Source organism: Stenotrophomonas sp. GD04054 (assembly GCF_029836955.1).
In the GTDB taxonomy this organism is placed as follows: domain Bacteria; phylum Pseudomonadota; class Gammaproteobacteria; order Xanthomonadales; family Xanthomonadaceae; genus Stenotrophomonas; species Stenotrophomonas maltophilia_A.
Genome location: NZ_JAOECR010000024.1, coordinates 37,549 through 55,730 on the forward strand (window position 1 = coordinate 37,549; position 18,182 = coordinate 55,730).

Below are 18,182 nucleotides of genomic sequence, written 5' to 3' on the forward strand. Positions count from 1 at the left end.
GCCGGCAGGACGCATCGGCACGCCGCGGGGACGCGCGTGAAGCAGGGCAGCCGGACCCATCCTGGCCCGGCGCCCGCGTTTTCAGGACATGGTGGCGCAACCCGGGGAGGACAAGCCCCGGGCGCCCCGCTTAGTCCGCCTGGCGGCGCAGGAACGCCGGGATGTCCAGGTAATCGTTCGGCAGTTCCGCCGCCGCCGGGGCCGAAGCGGCCGGGGCCGAGGGAGCGGAGGCTGCCGCGGTATCGCTGCTGGCGCGACGCAGGCCCAGACCCATGCCGCCCACGGCCTTGGACACGGCGTCACCGCCGTTGTCGAAGTCACCGAATTCCGGCTGGCCGGTGGTGGCATTGCGGACCAGCTTGATCGGCGCACGCTCGCCCGGGCGCTGGGTCTTGCTGGCCGACACGCGGTTCAGGCCGGTAGCGACCACGGTCACGCGCACTTCGTCCTGCATGTCCGGATCCAGCACGGTACCGACCACCACGGTGGCGTCCTCGGAAGCGAAGCCATCGATGGTGCGGCCGATCTCGTCGAACTCGGCCATGGTGAAGTCGGCGCCGGCGGTGATGTTGACCAGGATGCCGTTGGCACCGGCCAGGTTCACATCGTCCAGCAGCGGGTTCTGGATCGCGGCTTCGGCCGCAGCCTGGGCGCGGTCATCGCCACGGGCGGTGCCGGTACCCATCATCGCCAGGCCCATTTCGGACATGACGGTGCGCACGTCGGCGAAGTCGACGTTGATCAGGCCCGGACGCACGATCAGGTCGGCGATGCCCTGCACGGCGCCCTGCAGCACGTCGTTGGCGGCACGGAAGGCCTGGATCATGGTCGCGTTGCGACCCAGCACGGTGATCAGCTTCTCGTTCGGGATGGTGATCAGCGAGTCGCAGTGCTGGCTCAGTTCCTCGATGCCCTTCAGCGCCACCTGCATGCGGCGACGGCCTTCGAACGGGAACGGCTTGGTGACCACGGCCACGGTCAGGATGCCCATTTCCTTGGCCAGCTGTGCCACCACCGGCGCAGCGCCGGTGCCGGTACCACCGCCCATGCCGGCGGTGATGAACACCATGTCCGCACCCTGCAGGGCGTCCATGATGCGCTCACGGTCTTCCAGCGCGGCCTGACGGCCGACTTCCGGGTTCGCGCCTGCGCCCAGGCCCTTGGTCACGTTGGTACCCAGCTGCAGCTGCAGCTTGGCACCGCAATTCTTGATGGCCTGCGAGTCGGTGTTGGCGGTGATGAATTCCACGCCGTCCACCGCCGAGTTGACCATGTGCGCCACGGCATTGCCGCCGCCGCCGCCCACGCCAACCACCTTGATCACCGCATTGGGTGCCATCTTTTCGATCAGTTCAAAATGCGCCATGTCCGTGTCCTCGTTGTATCCGCTTTGGCTGGCATGGGCATTCGGGCGTCCTGCCGTCCTGCTGCATGCCGACGTTGCGGCTGTGTGGGTTGTGTGTTGCCGGTGTTGCGTTGTGCTACGGGTACTGCGGGTGCTGCGCCCGGGCGATGCCCGGTGTTACGGGTTCCGCGTCAGAACTCGCCGCGGAACCAGGTCTTGAGTTTCTTGAACATGCTTCCAGCGCGCCCGGTCGGCAGCGACGGTCGCCGCGGGTGCTCGATCTGGCTGCCCATCAGCAGCAGGCCCACGCCGGTGGCATGCACCGGGTTGCCCACCACTTCGCCCAGGCCGGTGACGTGTTGCGGGATGCCCACGCGAACCGGCATCTGCAGCATTTCCTCGGCCAGTTCGACCACGCCTTCCATCTTCGAAGCGCCACCGGTCAGCACCATGCCGGCGCGTACCAGTTCCTCGAAGCCGGAGCGGCGCAGTTCGGCCTGCACCATCTCGAAGATTTCCTCGTAGCGGCCCTGCACGGCCTGCGCCAGCGAATGGCGCGGCATGCGGCGCGGCGGGCGGTCGCCCACCGACGGCACCTGGATGCTTTCCTCGGCGGTGGCCAGCTGGGCCAGGGCGCAGGCATAGCGCACCTTGATCTGCTCGGCTTCCGGGGTCGGCGTGCGCAGCATGTGCGCGATGTCATTGGTGACGTGGTCGCCGGCGATCGGCAGCGAAGCCGTGTGGCAGATCGCGCCCTGCACGAACACCGCGATATCGGTGGTGCCGGCGCCCATGTCGACCAGCACCACGCCCAGCTCGCGCTCGTCAGCGGTCAGCACCGCCACGCTGGAGGCCAGCGAGGACAGCACCAGGTCGTCCACCTGCAGGCCGCAGCGCTGGACGCACTTGCTGATGTTGGCCGCAGCCGACTGCGCGCACACCACCAGGTGGGCATGCACTTCCAGGCGCACGCCGGTCATGCCGACCGGGTTGCGGATGCCTTCCTGCGAATCGTCCAGGACGTACTCGCGCGGGATCGCGTGCAGGATCTTCTGGTCGGCCGGGATCGCCACGGCCTTGGCCGCATCGAGCACGCGATCCAGGTCGCCCCAGGTCACTTCGCCGTCGCGGATCGGCACGATGCCGGGCGAATTCTTGCACTGCACGTGGTTGCCGGAGATCGAGGCATACACCGAGCGGATCTCGCAGCCGGCCATCAGCTCGGCTTCTTCCACCGCGCGCTGGATCGACTGCACGGTCGATTCGATGTCCACCACCACGCCACGCTTGAGCCCGCGCGACTCGTGCGAGCCGATGCCGATCACTTCGATCGGGTTGCCCGGCGAGTACTCGCCCACCAGCGCCACCACCTTGGAGGTGCCGATGTCCAGGCCAACGATCAGCGATTTGTCACCCTTGCGATTCATGTCCTTTCCTGCGTCCTGCTGGCTGGGGTCGCCGGCGTTTTCGCCGGCGTGGCCGGGGTACCCCAGCTCAGCGTGAAACCATTGGTGTAACGGAGGTCGGCGCGCTCGATCGGCGCGTCCTGACGGTTGAGCTGCGGCAGCACCTTGACGAAGCGCTGCATGCGCGAGCGCGCGTCGTCGCGGCCGACCACCACTTCGGTACCGTTGCTCAGCACCAGCGACCAGCTGCCGCGCGCATCCATCGTCACCCGGCGCACGTCGACGCCGGCCGGTGCGAACAATGCACGCGAGTCGCTGTACAGCTTCATCACTTCTTCGGTCTGGCTGTCGGGGCCATCCAGTTCGGGCAGCGCCAGATCGGCCAGCTTCTTCGGCGTGGGGAACAGCTTGCCCTGCTCGGAAACCAGGCGGTCGTTGCCCCAGCGCGCGAACGGCTTGTGCTCGACCAGGGTCACTTCCAGCACGTCCGGCCACTGCTTGCGCACCTGCGCGCTTTCCACCCACGGCAGCTGCTCCAGGGCGTCCTGCGCGTCCTGCAGCTTGACCGCGAAGAAGCCCGCGTGCGCGTACGGCAGCAGCACCTGCTGCAACTGCTCGGCCGGCACCCGCTTGAACTCACCATGCACGCGCAGCTTCGCCAGCGGCCAGCGCTCGGCGCCGACCCAGCCATTGACCACGGCCACCACCGGCAGTGCAACCACCGACAGCGCCAACAGCCAGACGAAGATGCGCAGCACCGCGTTCATGCGTGCGAGGCCTCCAGGGTCTGTTCCAGCACGCGCCACACCAGCTCTTCGAAGCTGATGCCGGCCTGGCCCGCGGCCTTGGGCACCAGCGAATGGCTGGTCATGCCCGGCGCGGTATTCACTTCCAGCAGGAAGAAGCAGCCGCTGCTGCGGTCACGCATCACGTCCACGCGGCCCCAGCCACGGCAGCCAGCGGCACGGAACGCGGCCAGCGCGATGCGGCGGATTTCCTCTTCGTCGTCACCGTCCAGGCCTGGGCACAGGTACTGGGTGTCCTCGGCAATGTACTTGGCGTTGTAGTCGTACCACTGGCCCTTGGGCACGATGCGGATCGACGGCAGTGCGACATCGCCGAGGATGGCCACGGTCAGTTCGTCGCCCACCACCATCTGTTCCATCAGCAGCTGGCCGTCGTAGCGCGCGGCCAGCGCCACGGCTTCATCGAGGCCGGCGTCGTCGGTGACCCGGCTGATACCCACACTGGAGCCTTCATTGGCCGGCTTCACCACTACCGGCAGGCCCAGTTCGGCTGCCAGTGCATGCACCGTGGTCGCGTCCACCTTCCGGTACTGCGGGGTGGGCAGGCCCAGCGACAGCCACACCTGCTTGGTGCGGATCTTGTCCATGCTCAGCGCCGAGCCCAGCACGTTCGAGCCGGTGTACGGCACGCCGAAGGCGTCCATCAGGCCCTGCACGATGCCGTCCTCACCGCCACCGTTGTGGCCATGCAGGATGTTGAACACGCGATCGATGCCACCGGCGGCGAGCGCCTTGGCCAGCGCCGGAATGCCATCCACCGCGAACGCATCGACGCCGCGCGACTGCAGCGCTTCCAATACGTTGCGGCCGGAGTCCAGCGACACCTCGCGTTCGCTGGAGCTGCCGCCGAGCAGCACGGCGACGCGGCCGAACACGGCCGGGTCGGTCACGCGCAGCGGCGGGAAGGTCAGCGCGCTCATGCCTCGCCCTCCCCCTTGAAGCCTTCCACCGCAATATGGGTGGCCACGGCACCGATGTCGCCGGCACCCATCATCAGCAGCAGGTCACCGTCCTGCAGCACGTCCGGCAGCACGCTGGCCAGCTCGGCGGCCTTGCCCACCACCACCGGCTCGCTGCGGCCACGCGCTCGGATGGCGCGGGCCAACGCATGCGAATCGGCACCGGCAATCGGTTCCTCGCCGGCCGGGTAGACCTCGCTCAGCACCAGTGCATCGACGCTGGACAGCACCGCGGCGAACTTGTCGAACTGGTCGCGGGTACGGCTGTAGCGGTGCGGCTGGAAGGCCACCACCAGGCGCTTGTCGGCCCAGCCACCACGGGCGGCGGCAAACACCGCTTCCAGCTCGCTCGGGTGATGACCGTAGTCGTCGATGATGCGGACCTTGGCGCCGCTGGCGGTGGTCACTTCGCCCAGATCGTTGAAGCGACGGCCGACACCGGCGAAGCCTTCCAGCGCGCGCGCGATCGCGTCCGGTGCCACGCCCAGCTGCCAGCCCACCGCAGCGGCGGCCAGCGCGTTGAGTACGTTGTGCTTGCCCGGCAGCGCCAGCACCACTTCCTGGCTGGTGCCCTGCGGCAGGCGCAGGGTGAAGCGCATGCGCGAACCTTCCTGCACCACGTTCTCGGCACGTACGTCGGCCTGCGGGCTCATGCCGTAGCTCATCACGTGGCGCGGGGTCTTGGCGGCCAGCGCAGCCACTTCGGGATCATCGATGCACAGCACCGCCAGGCCGTAGAACGGCAGGCGCTGCAGGAACTCGGCGAACGCCGCCTGCACGCGGGCGAAGTCGTTGCCGTAGTTCTCCAGGTGATCGGCGTCAATGTTGGTGATGATCGACATCAGCGGGTTCAGGCGCAGGAAGCTGCCATCGCTTTCGTCGGCCTCGGCCACCAGCCACTGTCCACCGCCCAGCTTGGCGTTGGCGCCGGCAGCCAGCAGCTGGCCACCGATCACGAACGTCGGGTCGAGCCCGCCTTCGCTCAGCACCGCAGCGGTGAGGCTGGTGGTGGTGGTCTTGCCATGGGTACCGGCCACAGCGATGCCGCGGCGGAAGCGCATCAGCTCGGCCAGCATCGCCGCACGCGGCATGATCGGAATACGCTGGCTGCGCGCTTCCATCAGTTCCGGGTTGTCTTCGCGGATGGCACTGGAGACCACCACGCAGTCGGTGCCCAGCACGTTGGCTGCGGAGTGGCCGCGCATGATGCGCGCACCCAGGCTGGCCAGGCGACGGGTCGCCACGTTGTCGGCATTGTCCGAGCCGGACACCTCATAGCCCAGCGTCAGCATCACTTCGGCGATACCGCTCATGCCGGTGCCGCCGATGCCGACGAAATGCACGCGCGGGAACGCGCGCACCAGGTCGTTGGTGTCGTGCAGGCGACGGATCATGCGCGGCCTCGCGCAGGGCAGGCGCGGTGGCATGCCTTCTTCATACAGCTTCCTCAAGAATGATATCGGCGATGCGCTCGGCGGCATCGACCTTGGCCAGGGCACGCGCGGCTTGCGCCATCTGCATGCGGCGGGCGGGATTTTCGGACAGATCGCGCAGCAGTGCGGCAATGCCGTCGGCCAGCGTTCCGTCCTGCTTCAGCAAAACCGCCGCGCCGCGCTCGACCAGGTACTCCGCATTGCGGGTCTGGTGATCGTCGACGGCAGCGGGGAAAGGCACCAGCACGCTGCCGACACCCACCGCACACAGCTCGGCCAGCGTCGAAGCGCCCGCACGGCACACCACCAGGTCGGCCCAGGCGAAGGCCTCTGCCATGTCGGCGATGAATGGGGTGATCTCGGCCTGCACGCCGGCCTTGGCATACGCCTCGACCGCTTCGGCATGCAGCTTCTCGCCGCTCTGGTGGCGAACCTGCACCGGCACACTCGTGCCCAGCGCAGCAATCGCCTGCGGCACGCCGGTGTTGAGCGCACGCGCGCCTTGGCTGCCACCGACCACCAGCACGCGCAGCGGACCTTGGCGGTCAGCGAAACGCTGTTCCGGCGGTGCGATGGCGGCGATCTCCGCACGTACCGGGTTGCCGACGAACTCTTCGCCCTTGGCGAAGGTGCCCGGGAAGCCGGTCAGCAGCCGGCGCGCATAGCGCGACAGGATGCGGTTGGTCATGCCGGGAGCGCGATTCTGTTCGTGCACCAGCAGCGGCAGGCCGTGCAGGCGTGTGGCCATGCCCCCCGGGCCGGACGCGAAACCACCGAAGGCGACCACCGCACGCGGCTGGCGCTTGCGGATGATCATGCCGGCCGCGCGCAGCGCGCGCATCAGCCGCCACGGCGCGCCCAGCAGGGCCAGCTTGCCTTTGCCGCGCAGGCCGGTGATGGCCAGCGTGTCGATCGGAATGTCGTGCTGCGGCACCAGGCGGGTTTCCATCGCACCATCGGCGCCCATCCAGGTGACCGGTACGCCGCGGGCGCGCAGCACGCGGGCCACGGCCAGACCGGGGAAGATGTGACCGCCGGTGCCACCGGCCAGGATCATCACCGGGCGCACGTTATCGGTGGCTGCGCTCATGACAGCCTCCCGAAGGTCGGTTCGATGCGCGACTGCAGGCGGCTGGTACCGCGTGCGGCGTTCGCTGCAGCGGCAGCCGTCGGCTCGGCGCTCATCGGCACGCTGGCCGCAGCCGGTGCGGCCGGCGCGTCCACGGGTGCATCGGCCACGGCCTCGTCGCCACCGCCGATGCGCACGGCCTGGCGACGCTCGGCGCGCTTGAGCTCATAGGAGACGCGCAACAGCAGGCCCATCGCCACGCAGGTCATCAGCACCGACGAACCGCCGGAGGAGATCAGCGGCAGGGTCAGGCCCTTGGTCGGCAGGATGCCCAGGTTCACGCCAATCGAGACGAAGGTCTGCATGCTGATCCACAGGCCGATGCCGAAGGCGATGTAACCGGAGAAGTGGCGCTTCATTTCCACGCAGCGCATGCCCAGCCAGAAGGTGCGGCCGACCAGCAGCGCGTACAGGGCCACGATCACGCAGGTGCCGAGGAAACCGAATTCCTCGGCAGTAACCGAGAAGATGAAGTCGGTATGTGCTTCCGGCAGGTAGTACAGCTTCTGCACCGAGTTGCCCAGGCCAACGCCGGTCCACTCGCCGCGGCCCACGGCCATCAGCGCGTTGGACAGCTGGTAGCCGTCGCCCTGCTGGTCGGCCCACGGGTCCAGGAAGGATGTGATGCGGCGCATGCGGTACGGCTCGATGATCGCCAGCGCGCTCATGCCGACCAGGCCGATGATCACCGGCATCGACATGCGCGGCATGTTCACACCGCCCAGCACCAGCATGCCGGCGGTGATCGCCAGCAGCAGGGTCGAGGAACCGAAGTCCGGCTGCAGCAGCAGCAACAGCACCAGCGCACCGGCCACGCCCAGTGGCTTGAGCATCGCCGGCCAGGTCGCGTTGACCTCGTCGCGGAAGCGCACCAGGTAGCTGGACAGCCAGACGATGTAGAGCACCTTCACCGCTTCCACCGTCTGGAACTTGGAGATGCCCAGATTGATCCAGCGGCGTGCGCCGTTGACCGTGCTGCCCAGGCCCGGTGCGAACACCGCCAGCAGCAGCACGAAGCAGCCCAGCAGCAGCATCTGGTTGTACTGCTCGATGGACTTCAGTTCAGTGCGGGCGGCAACGACCGCCAGCACGATACCCACCGCCAGGAAGATCAGGTGGCGGTTGAGGTAGTAGAACGGGCTGCTCATCAGAGCGATCGAGCTGGACGCCACCATCACCACGCCGATGCCCGTGAGCGCGATGATCGCGCCCAGCAGCCACTTGTCGTAGCTGCCTTCGATGGCCTCAAGGCGTGTTGCCTGGCGGGACAGGTCGTTCATCTCAGCGCACCTTCAACGTGGCCAGGCCGATCAGCACGAGCACGACGGAGATGATCCAGAAGCGCACGATCACGCGCGGCTCCGGCCAGCCCTTCAGTTCGAAGTGGTGGTGGATCGGCGCCATGCGGAACACGCGCTTGCCGGTCAGCTTGAACGAGGCGACCTGGATCATCACCGACAGCGTTTCGATGACGAACACGCCGCCCATGATCACCAGCACCAGCTCCTGGCGGGTGATCACTGCGATCGTACCCAGCACCGCACCCAGCGCCAGCGCGCCGATGTCGCCCATGAACACCATGGCCGGATAGGTGTTGAACCACAGGAACCCCAGGCCCGCACCGGCGATGGCCGCGCAGATGATGACCAGCTCGCCGGCGCCCGGGATCTGCGGGATCTGCAGGTAGTTGGCAAACACCACGTTGCCCGAGGCGTAGGCGAACACGCCCAGTGCGCAGGCCACCAGCACGGTCGGCATGATCGCCAGGCCGTCCAGGCCGTCGGTCAGGTTCACCGCGTTGGAGAAGCCGACGATCCAGAAGTAGGCGATGGCCACGAATCCGATGCCGGCCAGCGGCAGCGCGATCGACTTGAACATCGGGATGTAGAAGGTCAGCGCTGCCGGCACGTCGGCCGTGTAGAACAGGAACAGGCCCGCGGCCAGGCCGAAGATCGACTGCAGCAGGTACTTCCAGCGCGACTTCAGGCCGTTCGGGTCGCGGCGGACGATCTTGATCCAGTCGTCATACCAGCCGATGGCGCCGAAGCACAGCATCACCGCCAGCACCAGCCACACGTAGCGGTTGCGCAGGTCGGCCCACATCAGCACCGACAGGGTGATGGTGAGCAGGATCAGCGAACCGCCCATGGTCGGCGTACCGGCCTTGGAGAAATGGGTCTGCGGACCGTCCTTGCGGATCGGCTGGCCGCCCTTGAACTGGGCAAGCTTGCGGATCATCGCCGGGCCGAGCCACAGCGACAGGAACAGGGCCGTCAACGCGGCAAGGATGGCGCGGAACGTCTGGTAGTTGAACAGCCCGAACAGGCTCTCCAACTGCTGCAACCATCGAGCCAGTTCATACAACATGCGGGGATTCCTCTCCTTGCGCCAGCAGCGCTTTGACAATCGTGTCCATGGCGCTGCCACGGGAACCCTTGACCAGGCAGCGCACGCCGGCGTGCAGCTCGTCCTTCAGCGCCTGCGACAGCGCGTCATGGGTGGCGAAATGACGGCCGCCTTCACCGAAGGCGGTGGCGGCAGCGGCGCTGAGCGGGCCCAGCGCATACAGGCGCTTGAGGCCAGCAGCGCGCGCGCGGAGCCCCACCTGCGCGTGCAGCGCTTCGGCGTCCGGACCCAGCTCGCGCATGTCGCCCAGCACCAGCCAACCCTCTTCCGGCGCGGCGGCCAGGGCGTCGATGGCCGCGGCCAGCGAACCGGGGTTGGCGTTGTAGCTGTCGTCCACCAGCACCGCGCCGTTGCGCAGCTGATGGGCGATCTGGCGGCCCGGTACCGGCTGTGCTTCGGCCAGGCCGGTCGCGATCAGCGCCAGATCGACACCGGCGGCCAGCGCCAGGCTGGCAGCGGCCAGCGCATTGCTGACGTTGTGGCGACCCGGCAGGCCCAGCACCACGCGGGCTTCGCCGCCCGGTGCGACCAGGGTGAACTGGCTGCCCTGGGCGCCGGCGCGGATGTCGCGCGCGGTGATGTCCGCGGTGTGCTCCAGGCCATAGCGCAGTACGCGGCAGCGCGGCGGGGTGCCGACGAAGTGCTGTTCGAACCAGCGGCCGTAGGCATCGTCGACGTTGATCACGGCCACGCCATCGGCCGGCAGCGCGGCATAGATCGCGCCCTTGGTCACTGCCACGCCGAGCAGGCTGCTCATTCGTTCCAGGTGCGCCGGGGCGATGTTGTTGACCAGCGCATAGCGCGGGCGGGCGATATCGGTCAGGTAGGCGATGTCACCCGGCTTGCCCGCGCCCATCTCGTAGACAGCGTAGTCGGCATCTTCCGGGGCATCGATCACTGCCAGCGGCAGGCCGATCTCGTTGTTGCGGTTGCCCGGGTTGGCGTAGACCACCTTGTGCGCATGACGGGCCACCTGCTGCAGGATGGACAGCAGCAGGCTCTTCACGCTGGTCTTGCCGTTGCTGCCGGTGACCGCGAACACCTCGGTATCACGGTCACGCTGCATGCCGGTGGCGATCTTCGCCAGCGCCAGTTCGCTGTCGGCCACCAGCACCTGCGGCAGTTCGATCGGCAGCAGGCGCTCGACCAGCAGCGCGCTGGCACCGCGCGCCTGCGCGTCGGCGGCAAAGTCATGGCCATCGAAACGCTCACCGCGCAGCGCCACATACAGGCTGCCCGGGCCGAGGCTGCGGGTGTCATTGCTGACCGCATCGATGGCCACGTCGTCGCCGTGGATCTCGCCGCCGGCCCAGTGTGCGATCAGCGAAAGCAGGGTGCGCTTCATGCGATGCCCTCCCCGGCCTGCGCGCTGAGCACACCGGCCTTGGCGGCCAACGCAGCGGCGGCCACTTCGGTGTCGTCGAAGTCATGGCGCACGCCATTCACTTCCTGGTACGGCTCGTGGCCCTTGCCAGCGATCAGGATGATGTCGCCGGCACCGGCACGCTTCACCGCCAGGCCGATCGCACGCGCGCGGCTGCGCTGCACGGTCACGGCGGAGGCATCGGTGAAGCCGGCCAGGATGTCGGCCACGATCACGTCGCCATCTTCGCCACGCGGATTGTCGTCGGTGACGATGACCTGGTTGGCCAAGCGCTCGGCGATCGCGGCCATCTGCGGGCGCTTGCCGGTATCACGCTCGCCACCGCAGCCGAACACGCAGAACAGCGTGCCCTGCAGGTGGCCGTGCAGGCTGTCCAGCGCCTGTTCCAGTGCGTCCGGGGTATGCGCGTAATCGACCACCACGGTCGGCAGGCCGTCTTCGCCGCCCAGGCGGTTCATGCGGCCACGGATCGGCTGCAGCGCCGACAACACCTCGGCAATGCGCGGCAGCGGCTGACCCTGCGCGTGCAGGGTGCCGGCCACGGCCAGCAGGTTGTCCACGTTGAAGCGGCCCAGCAGCGGCGACTGCACCGCCGCGCGCTGGCCGTCGATGACCAGTTCGAAGGCAATGCCACGGCCGTCCAGCTGCAGCGCCTCGGCGCGCACGCTGGCATCGGTGGCACCGCGCGAGCTCAGGCCGATCGGTTGCACGCCCGCCGGGAGGCCGGCGAACAGCTGGCGACCGAACGCGTCGTCAAGATTGATCACCGCGGCCTTCAGTCCCGGGCGATGGAACAGCCGTGCCTTGGCCGCGCCGTAGCTGGCCATGTCGCCGTGGTAGTCCAGATGGTCGCGGGTGAGATTGGTAAACACCGCCACGTCGTAGTGCACCGCATCCACGCGGCCCTGGTCCAGCGCGTGCGAGCTGACTTCCATCGCTACCGCGCGCGCACCGGCATCACGCAGCTGCGCCAGCAGCGCATGCATCTGCAGCACCAGCGGCGTAGTGAAACCGGTCGGCTCAACCGAACCATAAAGTCCGGCGCCCAACGTGCCGATACTGCCACTGGGCGTTCCGAGCAGGTGCCAGGCCTGGGCCAGCAGCTGCACGGTGGAGGTCTTGCCGTTGGTGCCGGTCACGCCCACCATCGCCATCGCCCGCGACGGTGCGCCATGGAACTGGTCGGCCATCGCACCCATGCGCGCGCGCAGGCCCGGCACAGCGATCGCATCGTCCGGTGCCGGCAGTTCGACCGGTGCCGGCGGTTCGAACAGGATGGCGCCAGCGCCGGCCGCACGGGCCTGCTCGACAAAGCCCAGGCCATGCGCGCCGAAACCGGCGATGGCGACGAAGGCATTGCCGGGGCGCACGGCGCGGCTGTCCAGCACCAGGCCGGTCAAAACGGGATCGTGGCCCGCCAGGGCCACATCCGGAAGCAACTGCGAAAGCAACATCGAAGGACTCATTGCGTGCCTCCCGTAGCGGGCGGCGTCTGGGCTTGCGCGCTGGGCAGCGCAGCGTCGAATTCAGCGGCGGCATCCACCGGCAGCGCGGCCTCGGCCGGCGGCGCGGGCAGGATCGAGGCCGAATGGCCGACCTTGCCGGACTGCTGTGCGGCCAGCCACGACTGCAGGTCGTCCAGCGGCACGTCCATCAGGCGCAGGGTGCCTTCCATCACGTTGTGGTAGACCGGCGCCGACACCAGGCCGCCGTAGAACTTGCCGGCCTGCGGGTCGTTGATGACGATGACGGTGGCGAAGCGCGGATTGGTGGCCGGCACCACGCCGGCGAACAGCGCGTTGTAATGGCCGCGCTCGTAACCACCCGGGCCGGTCTTGCGCGCGGTACCGGTCTTGCCGGCCACGCGGTAACCCAGCACCGCCGCCTGCTTGGCGCCGCCTTGGGTAACAACCGTTTCCATCATCGCCACCACCTGCCTGGCGACGCTCTCATCGATGATCTGATGCGCTTCGTTGCGCTGGCCTTTGACAAAGGTCGGCGCGATCAATTTGCCGCCATTGGCCAGCGCCGAATAGGCGGTGGCGATCTGCAGCGGGGTCACATTCAGGCCGTAGCCGTAGGACATGGTGGTCTTGGTGGCACCGTCCCAGTTGGCCGGGCGCCGCACCACGCCACCGGATTCACCCGGGAAGCCGCTGTGCGGCACCGAGCCATAGCCGAAGCGGCGCACGCCGTCATAGAACACCTGGTCCGGCATCTTCGCCGCGACCTTGGCCGCGCCGATGTTGGAACTGCGGGTGATCACGCCAGTCACGTTCAACACGCCGTTGTTGCGCGGCACGTCGCGGATGGTGAAGCGCGCCACCTGCATGTAACCCGGGTTGGTATCGATGATGGTGTCCTTGGTCACCGCACCGGCCTGCAGCGCGGTGGCGATGGTCAACGGCTTCATCGTCGAACCCGGCTCGACCAGGTCGGTCACTGCACGGTTACGGCGCGCATCGGGCAGCGCGCCGGTCAGCGAATTCGGGTTGTAGGTCGGCAGGTTGACCATGGCCAGGATCTCGCCGGTGGTCACGTCCATGATCACCATCGAACCGCCGGCCGCCTTGTTGGCCACCAGCGCGTTGCGCAGTTCCTTGAACGCCAGGTACTGGATGCGGCGGTCGATGCTGAGGGTCAGGTCCTTGCCCGGTTCGGCGGCGCGCAGCAGATCGCTTTCGACGGTCTCGCCCTTGCGGTTGCGGATCACCCGCTTGGCACCGGCCTTGCCGCGCAGCCATTCGTCGAACGCCAGCTCCAGGCCTTCCTGGCCGCGGTCGTCGATGTTGGTGAAGCCCAGCACGTGCGCCATCGCCTCACCCTGCGGGTAGAAGCGGCGGAACTCGCGCTGCGCGGCCACGCCCGGAATCTTCAGCGCGACCACCTTCTCTGCCTCGTCCGGATTGATCCGGCGGCGCAGGTACATGAATTCCTTGTCCGACTTCTGCGACAGTCGGCTGCTCAGCTCATCCACCGACATGCCGACCGCCTGGGCCAGCTCGGGAATCCGCTCGGGCGAACGCAGCAGGTCCTGCGGGTTGACCCAGATCGAAGCGACCGGGGTCGACACCGCCAGCGGCTCGCCGTTGCGGTCGGTGATCATGCCGCGCGAGGTCTTGATCGGCAGCTCGCGCAGGTAGCGGGCCTCACCCTGGCGCTGGTAGAAGTCGCTGTTGATGATCTGCACGTAGGCCGCACGGCCCACCAGCGACACCGAGCACAGGCCAAGCGCAAGCGCGACCCAACGCAGGCGCTGGCGCAGGTTGAAGGCGTTGCGGGGGCGGTTGCGGCCGGTCTTGCTCATGGGCGCACCACCACGATGTCGGCGGCCTCGGGGAACTTCATGCCGAGCTTCTCGCGGGCGATGCGATCCACACGGTTGGCTTCGGCCAGGGTAGCCTGCTCCAGCTGCAGGCGGCCGAATTCCAGATTGATGTCATCGCGCTTGCGCTCAGCGCGCGACAGCTCGATGAACGTCTGACGGTGACGGTGACGCACGAACACGACGCCGATCGCCGAGGCCACGGTCGAGGCCAACAGGATGATCAGCAGCAGCCGGCTCATGCATCGGCCTCCCGCTTCTGGGCCACGCGCAGCACGGCGCTGCGGGCACGCGGGTTGGCCGCCAGTTCTTCGTCGGTAGCCTTGATGGCACCCCCGATCAGATCCAGCGTCGGTACGAACACCTCCGCCTCGGGCAGGCGGCGGTTGGCCGGCGGCGCCTTGGCCAGGCGGTTCATGTACTGCTTGACGATGCGGTCTTCCAGCGAGTGGAAGCTGATGATCGCCAGACGACCGCCGGGCTTGAGCCGCTCCACCGCCGCATCGAGGCCGGCTTCCAGATCGGCCAGCTCGCGGTTGATGTGGATGCGGATGGCCTGGAAGCTGCGCGTGGCCGGGTGGATCCGGCTCTTATCGGATCCCGACTTGCTGCGCGGCATCACCGAGCTAATCAGCTCAGCCAGTTCGGCGGTGCGGGAGAACGGCTGCTTCTCGCGGCGGGCCACGATGGCACGGGCGATACGGCGGCTCTGGCGCTCTTCGCCGTAGGTCCACAGCACGTCGGCAATCTCGCGCTCTTCAACGCGGTTGATCCATTGTGCGGCGCTTTCACCGTTGTCCGGATCCATGCGCATGTCCAGCGGGCCGTCCTTGCCGAAGCTGAAGCCACGTTCGGCCACGTCCAGCTGCGGCGACGACACGCCCAGGTCGAACAGGACGCCGTCCAGGCCTTCAGCCGTCGCATCCCACTGCAGCAGCTGGGCGAAGCTGCCACGGAAGATGGACACGCGCGGGTCCGGCGCGAAATCGCGCTCGGCTACGGCGATGGCTTCCGGATCCTTGTCCATGACCAGCAGGCGCCCCTCGGGACCGAGCTGGGTGAGCACGCCACGTGCATGACCGCCACGACCGAACGTGCCATCCAGATAACGTCCGTTTTCGATCACCCTCAGGCCTTCAAGGACCTGGGTGTACAGGACCGGCAGGTGCACCGCCGGCGACTGCGACACCGGAAGGTGACCGGCCTGCGCTTCTGGGCGCATCCGGGCACCCCGGCTCACAACTTCAGGTCGAGCAACCCATCACCCAGATCCTCGTCAGACAATGTCTGCTGGATCAGGGCCCGATGCGCCTGCTCGCTCCACAATTCGAACTTGTCGCCCATACCGAGCAATACCGCCTTCTTCTCAATGCCCACCGCACCGCGGTGGCTGGCGGGGATGCTGATGCGACCGTTGCCGTCCAGCTCAAGATGGGCGGCCGAGCCGACCAGCTTCTGCTGCAACAGGCGCACGACGCGCTGGGTGTTGGGCTTGGACATCACGTCGTCGCGGACCCGCTCCCATTCCGACTCTGCATACAGCCACAGGCAGCCGGCTTCGAACGGGTTGTAGGTCAGCACGAGACGGTTGTTGCTGGCGCGCGCGACGAGGTCGCGGTAAGCGGTGGGAACCGCCATGCGCCCTTTATCGTCAACTGTGATGGCCGTCTCGCCCTGGAACACGACGCGTGCACCTATCCTTCGCCCGGTGAAACATTGAACCACGAAAACCCACAAAACACCCGGATTTCCCTCTGATGCCCACCTTAGCAGCGGCCGAAGGGTTGTCAACAACTTTTCAGCGGGGAAATCGCCAGCCACATCAATGGCTTGCAACAACCTTTAGAGAATTGTTCAAGGCTTATCCACAAGTTGCTGATCCGTCTCAATTTTTGAGATTGAACGGAAGTTCAGGGCTGTGGACAGCGCGTGAAACATCGGCCGCGCATTCATCCAAAACGGGCTGGAAGCGGCGCCAGACTGCGCAAACCGTGCACAATGAGGCGATGTGCCTGCTCGCTCTTGGCTGGATGCACCACCCGCGCTGGCGGCTGGTGATGACCGGCAACCGTGATGAGTTCCACGCCCGCCCGACGGCGGCGCTGGCCCCCTGGCAAGATGAGACCTCCGTCATCGGGGGGCGCGACCTGCGCTCCGGCGGCGGCTGGGCGGGCGTCGGTGCCGCAGGCCGGATGGCGGTGGTCACCAATGTGCGTGATCCGCTGGCCTCCCAGACCGGTCCTTCACGGGGCGCGCTGGTGGCCGACTTCCTGCGCGGCCGCGACCCGGCCGCCGTGCATATCGACCGGTTGGCAACGGTGGCCGGCGCCTACGCGCCGTTCAACCTGTTGCTGGCCGACGGCCACAGCCTGGAGTTCCTGGGCAACCACCCCGCCGAGCGGCAGCGCCTGGGCCCGGGCGTGCATGGCATGTCCAACGGTGCGCTGGACGCGCCCTGGCCGAAGACCCGGCGGCTGATGGCGGCCCTTGAAGCCTGGCTGCAGGAAGACCGGGCCAGATCCCTTTCGCAAAGCGAAAAGGATCTGACCCCGGACCTGACCCCGCTCTGGGCCGCCCTGGCCGACGAACATCGCCCCGCCGACAGCGACCTGCCTGACACTGGCATCGGCCTGGAACGCGAGCGCTGGCTGAGCCCCGCCTTCATCCGCGGCGACGACTACGGCACCCGCGCCAGCACCGTGCTGCTGATCGACGCCGATGGCCACGGCCAGATCCACGAGCGCCGCTTTGGCCCACAGGGCGCAGCCAACGGACAGAGTCACGTCATTTTCTGACCGGGTCGTGCCGGCCGCTGGCCGGAATCTCTTTCCAGCAGGGTAGTGCCGGCCGCTGGCCGGCAACCTCCGGATCTTCGGGCAGGCCACGCCGCTGCCGGCCAGCGGCCGGCACTACCCGTCACTGCGATCCAAGGCTGCCAACGTCATTCAGCTTCCCGACGCAGCGCATTTCCGCCCGCGCCACAGGGCCTGCGTTGCCGCAGCCACCCCACTGTGCCCTTTTTGCGCTTGGCACTGTGTCTATAAATGCCGCCCGCAACCTCCCAAGGTGGTCATGCCCGGCGCCATGCCGCGCGATCCACACCCACAAGGAGGCCCCATGCGCCGCATCCTCATCCTGCTTGCCACCCATCTACTCACCCTCGGCCTTGGCTTCGGCCTGGGCGTCTATCTGCTGCCGATCCTGATCGCCCCCGATGACCCGCCGGTCGCGCAGGTGCAGGCCGCCATGAGTGATGCCACCTACCGCACCACCTTCCGTCGCGACCTCAAGGGCAGCGATGCGGTGCACTGGGCGGAAGGCAAGGTCAGCGTCAGCGCACGCCAGGTGGCCTTCGACGGGAAGATGGGACCGGGACCGGACTACAAGGTCTACCTGGTCCGCGATTTCGTCGACAACAAGGCGGACTTCCTGAAGATCAAGGCGCAGGCCCGGCGCATCGGCGAGGTGAAGACCTTCAACCGTTTCCTGGTCGATGTACCCGATGACGTCAACGTGGACGACTACACCACGGTGGTGGTGTGGTGCGAGCGCTTCTCGCAGTTCATTTCCGCAGGGCACTACCGATGCGCGGTTCACGCATATGGAAGAAGGAGGCGGAGCCGGCCGATAAGCCGGGTTCTGTCGTGGACAGTCATTCCTCTAGGCGTTACGTCACCGCAACGCTCAAGCAACCTACCCGGATCCAACGCGGGCCGCGCCAAAGGATCCCTATTTGGTCTTGCTCCAGGTGGGGTTTGCCGTGCCGGTCTGTTGCCAGACTCGCGGTGCGCTCTTACCGCACCATTTCACCCTTACCGGCCTTCCGAAGAAGACGTAGGCGGTATCTTTCTGTTGCACTTTCCGTCGGCTTGCGCCGCCCAGGCGTTACCTGGCACCTTGCCCTATGGAGCCCGGACTTTCCTCGGCACCCCCGAAGGGATGACGCGACTGTCTGGCCGGCTCCGCCAACGCACATTCTAGCCTACGCA

General features: G+C 67.5%; 15 protein-coding genes, 1 other RNA gene and 1 pseudogene. 1 reads left to right on the forward strand and 16 read right to left on the reverse strand.

Features of this window, described 5'->3' with window-relative positions:
- Positions 1-130 precede the first annotated feature (130 nt).
- From ftsZ to mraZ, 14 genes and pseudogenes are all read right to left on the reverse strand, one after another.
- Positions 131-1,366 carry a cell division protein FtsZ gene (ftsZ, locus tag N7573_RS12735; RefSeq protein WP_043397963.1) on the reverse strand — a complete coding sequence of 412 codons (1,236 nt, stop codon included), beginning with the start codon at positions 1,364-1,366 and terminating at the stop codon, positions 131-133.
- 170 nt (positions 1,367-1,536) lie between these two features.
- Complete coding sequence (gene ftsA / locus N7573_RS12740; protein ID WP_005408083.1) at positions 1,537-2,772, reverse strand: cell division protein FtsA; 1,236 nt, start codon at positions 2,770-2,772, stop codon at positions 1,537-1,539.
- 71 nt (positions 2,773-2,843) lie between these two features.
- Positions 2,844-3,518 (reverse strand): annotated as a pseudogene (locus N7573_RS12745) (cell division protein FtsQ/DivIB); the annotation flags it as partial.
- Complete coding sequence (locus N7573_RS12750; RefSeq protein WP_279913333.1) at positions 3,515-4,477, reverse strand: D-alanine--D-alanine ligase; 963 nt, start codon at positions 4,475-4,477, stop codon at positions 3,515-3,517. The pseudogene N7573_RS12745 and the gene N7573_RS12750, both read right to left, overlap by 4 nt.
- A complete protein-coding gene (murC, locus tag N7573_RS12755; RefSeq protein ID WP_012510048.1) occupies positions 4,474-5,910 on the reverse strand; it encodes a UDP-N-acetylmuramate--L-alanine ligase in 1,437 nt (478 codons plus the stop codon). The genes N7573_RS12750 and murC overlap by 4 nt, the downstream gene beginning before the upstream one ends.
- 40 nt (positions 5,911-5,950) lie before the next feature.
- Positions 5,951-7,039 carry an undecaprenyldiphospho-muramoylpentapeptide beta-N-acetylglucosaminyltransferase gene (gene murG, locus N7573_RS12760; RefSeq protein WP_049461621.1) on the reverse strand — a complete coding sequence of 363 codons (1,089 nt, stop codon included), beginning with the start codon at positions 7,037-7,039 and terminating at the stop codon, positions 5,951-5,953.
- Positions 7,036-8,358 carry a putative lipid II flippase FtsW gene (gene ftsW, locus N7573_RS12765; RefSeq protein ID WP_049399807.1) on the reverse strand — a complete coding sequence of 441 codons (1,323 nt, stop codon included), beginning with the start codon at positions 8,356-8,358 and terminating at the stop codon, positions 7,036-7,038. Before ftsW ends, murG begins: the two co-directional genes overlap by 4 nt.
- 1 nt (position 8,359) lies before the next feature.
- Positions 8,360-9,445: a phospho-N-acetylmuramoyl-pentapeptide-transferase gene (gene mraY / locus N7573_RS12770; protein ID WP_010481929.1), complete on the reverse strand. Its 1,086-nt coding sequence runs from the start codon at positions 9,443-9,445 to the stop codon at positions 8,360-8,362.
- Positions 9,435-10,829, reverse strand: coding sequence for a UDP-N-acetylmuramoyl-tripeptide--D-alanyl-D-alanine ligase (gene murF / locus N7573_RS12775; protein ID WP_279913332.1), 1,395 nt, complete (start codon positions 10,827-10,829; stop codon positions 9,435-9,437). Before murF ends, mraY begins: the two co-directional genes overlap by 11 nt.
- A complete protein-coding gene (locus N7573_RS12780) occupies positions 10,826-12,334 on the reverse strand; it encodes a UDP-N-acetylmuramoyl-L-alanyl-D-glutamate--2,6-diaminopimelate ligase (protein ID WP_049425024.1) in 1,509 nt (502 codons plus the stop codon). Before N7573_RS12780 ends, murF begins: the two co-directional genes overlap by 4 nt.
- Positions 12,331-14,175 (reverse strand): penicillin-binding protein 2, encoded by a 1,845-nt coding sequence (locus N7573_RS12785; protein ID WP_049399810.1) that lies wholly within the window; start codon positions 14,173-14,175, stop codon positions 12,331-12,333. The genes N7573_RS12780 and N7573_RS12785 overlap by 4 nt, the downstream gene beginning before the upstream one ends.
- A complete protein-coding gene (gene ftsL / locus N7573_RS12790; RefSeq protein WP_005412242.1) occupies positions 14,172-14,435 on the reverse strand; it encodes a cell division protein FtsL in 264 nt (87 codons plus the stop codon). Before ftsL ends, N7573_RS12785 begins: the two co-directional genes overlap by 4 nt.
- Positions 14,432-15,415, reverse strand: coding sequence for a 16S rRNA (cytosine(1402)-N(4))-methyltransferase RsmH (gene rsmH / locus N7573_RS12795; protein WP_110711045.1), 984 nt, complete (start codon positions 15,413-15,415; stop codon positions 14,432-14,434). Before rsmH ends, ftsL begins: the two co-directional genes overlap by 4 nt.
- Positions 15,416-15,429: 14 nt before the next feature.
- The gene (gene mraZ, locus N7573_RS12800; RefSeq protein ID WP_004143635.1) at positions 15,430-15,876 is read right to left on the reverse strand and encodes a division/cell wall cluster transcriptional repressor MraZ; all 447 of its coding nucleotides are present in this window, start codon (positions 15,874-15,876) and stop codon (positions 15,430-15,432) included.
- A gap of 323 nt (positions 15,877-16,199) precedes the next feature.
- On the opposite strand from mraZ, the gene N7573_RS12805 reads away from it, so the two are divergent.
- Positions 16,200-16,988 carry an NRDE family protein gene (locus tag N7573_RS12805; RefSeq protein ID WP_279913331.1) on the forward strand — a complete coding sequence of 263 codons (789 nt, stop codon included), beginning with the start codon at positions 16,200-16,202 and terminating at the stop codon, positions 16,986-16,988.
- A 355-nt stretch (positions 16,989-17,343) separates the two neighbouring features.
- Here the strand turns inward: N7573_RS12805 and N7573_RS12810 are convergent, their stop codons facing one another.
- Positions 17,344-17,790, reverse strand: coding sequence for a hypothetical protein (locus tag N7573_RS12810; RefSeq protein ID WP_279943175.1), 447 nt, complete (start codon positions 17,788-17,790; stop codon positions 17,344-17,346).
- A gap of 15 nt (positions 17,791-17,805) precedes the next feature.
- Positions 17,806-18,157, reverse strand: an RNA gene (rnpB, locus tag N7573_RS12815) — RNase P RNA component class A.
- Positions 18,158-18,182: the final 25 nt, after the last annotated feature.

What these genes read in the sequence shown, in the direction of transcription:
- ftsZ (WP_043397963.1), bottom strand. Translation starts at nt 1,366, where the DNA reads ATGGCGCATTTTGAACTGATCGAAAAGATGGCACCCAATGCGGTGATC.
- ftsA (WP_005408083.1), bottom strand. Translation starts at nt 2,772, where the DNA reads ATGAATCGCAAGGGTGACAAATCGCTGATCGTTGGCCTGGACATCGGC.
- N7573_RS12750 (WP_279913333.1), bottom strand. Translation starts at nt 4,477, where the DNA reads ATGAGCGCGCTGACCTTCCCGCCGCTGCGCGTGACCGACCCGGCCGTG.
- murC (WP_012510048.1), bottom strand. Translation starts at nt 5,910, where the DNA reads ATGATCCGTCGCCTGCACGACACCAACGACCTGGTGCGCGCGTTCCCG.
- murG (WP_049461621.1), bottom strand. Translation starts at nt 7,039, where the DNA reads ATGAGCGCAGCCACCGATAACGTGCGCCCGGTGATGATCCTGGCCGGT.
- ftsW (WP_049399807.1), bottom strand. Translation starts at nt 8,358, where the DNA reads ATGAACGACCTGTCCCGCCAGGCAACACGCCTTGAGGCCATCGAAGGC.
- mraY (WP_010481929.1), bottom strand. Translation starts at nt 9,445, where the DNA reads ATGTTGTATGAACTGGCTCGATGGTTGCAGCAGTTGGAGAGCCTGTTC.
- murF (WP_279913332.1), bottom strand. Translation starts at nt 10,829, where the DNA reads ATGAAGCGCACCCTGCTTTCGCTGATCGCACACTGGGCCGGCGGCGAG.
- N7573_RS12780 (WP_049425024.1), bottom strand. Translation starts at nt 12,334, where the DNA reads ATGAGTCCTTCGATGTTGCTTTCGCAGTTGCTTCCGGATGTGGCCCTG.
- N7573_RS12785 (WP_049399810.1), bottom strand. Translation starts at nt 14,175, where the DNA reads ATGAGCAAGACCGGCCGCAACCGCCCCCGCAACGCCTTCAACCTGCGC.
- ftsL (WP_005412242.1), bottom strand. Translation starts at nt 14,435, where the DNA reads ATGAGCCGGCTGCTGCTGATCATCCTGTTGGCCTCGACCGTGGCCTCG.
- rsmH (WP_110711045.1), bottom strand. Translation starts at nt 15,415, where the DNA reads ATGCGCCCAGAAGCGCAGGCCGGTCACCTTCCGGTGTCGCAGTCGCCG.
- N7573_RS12805 (WP_279913331.1), top strand. Translation starts at nt 16,200, where the DNA reads ATGTGCCTGCTCGCTCTTGGCTGGATGCACCACCCGCGCTGGCGGCTG.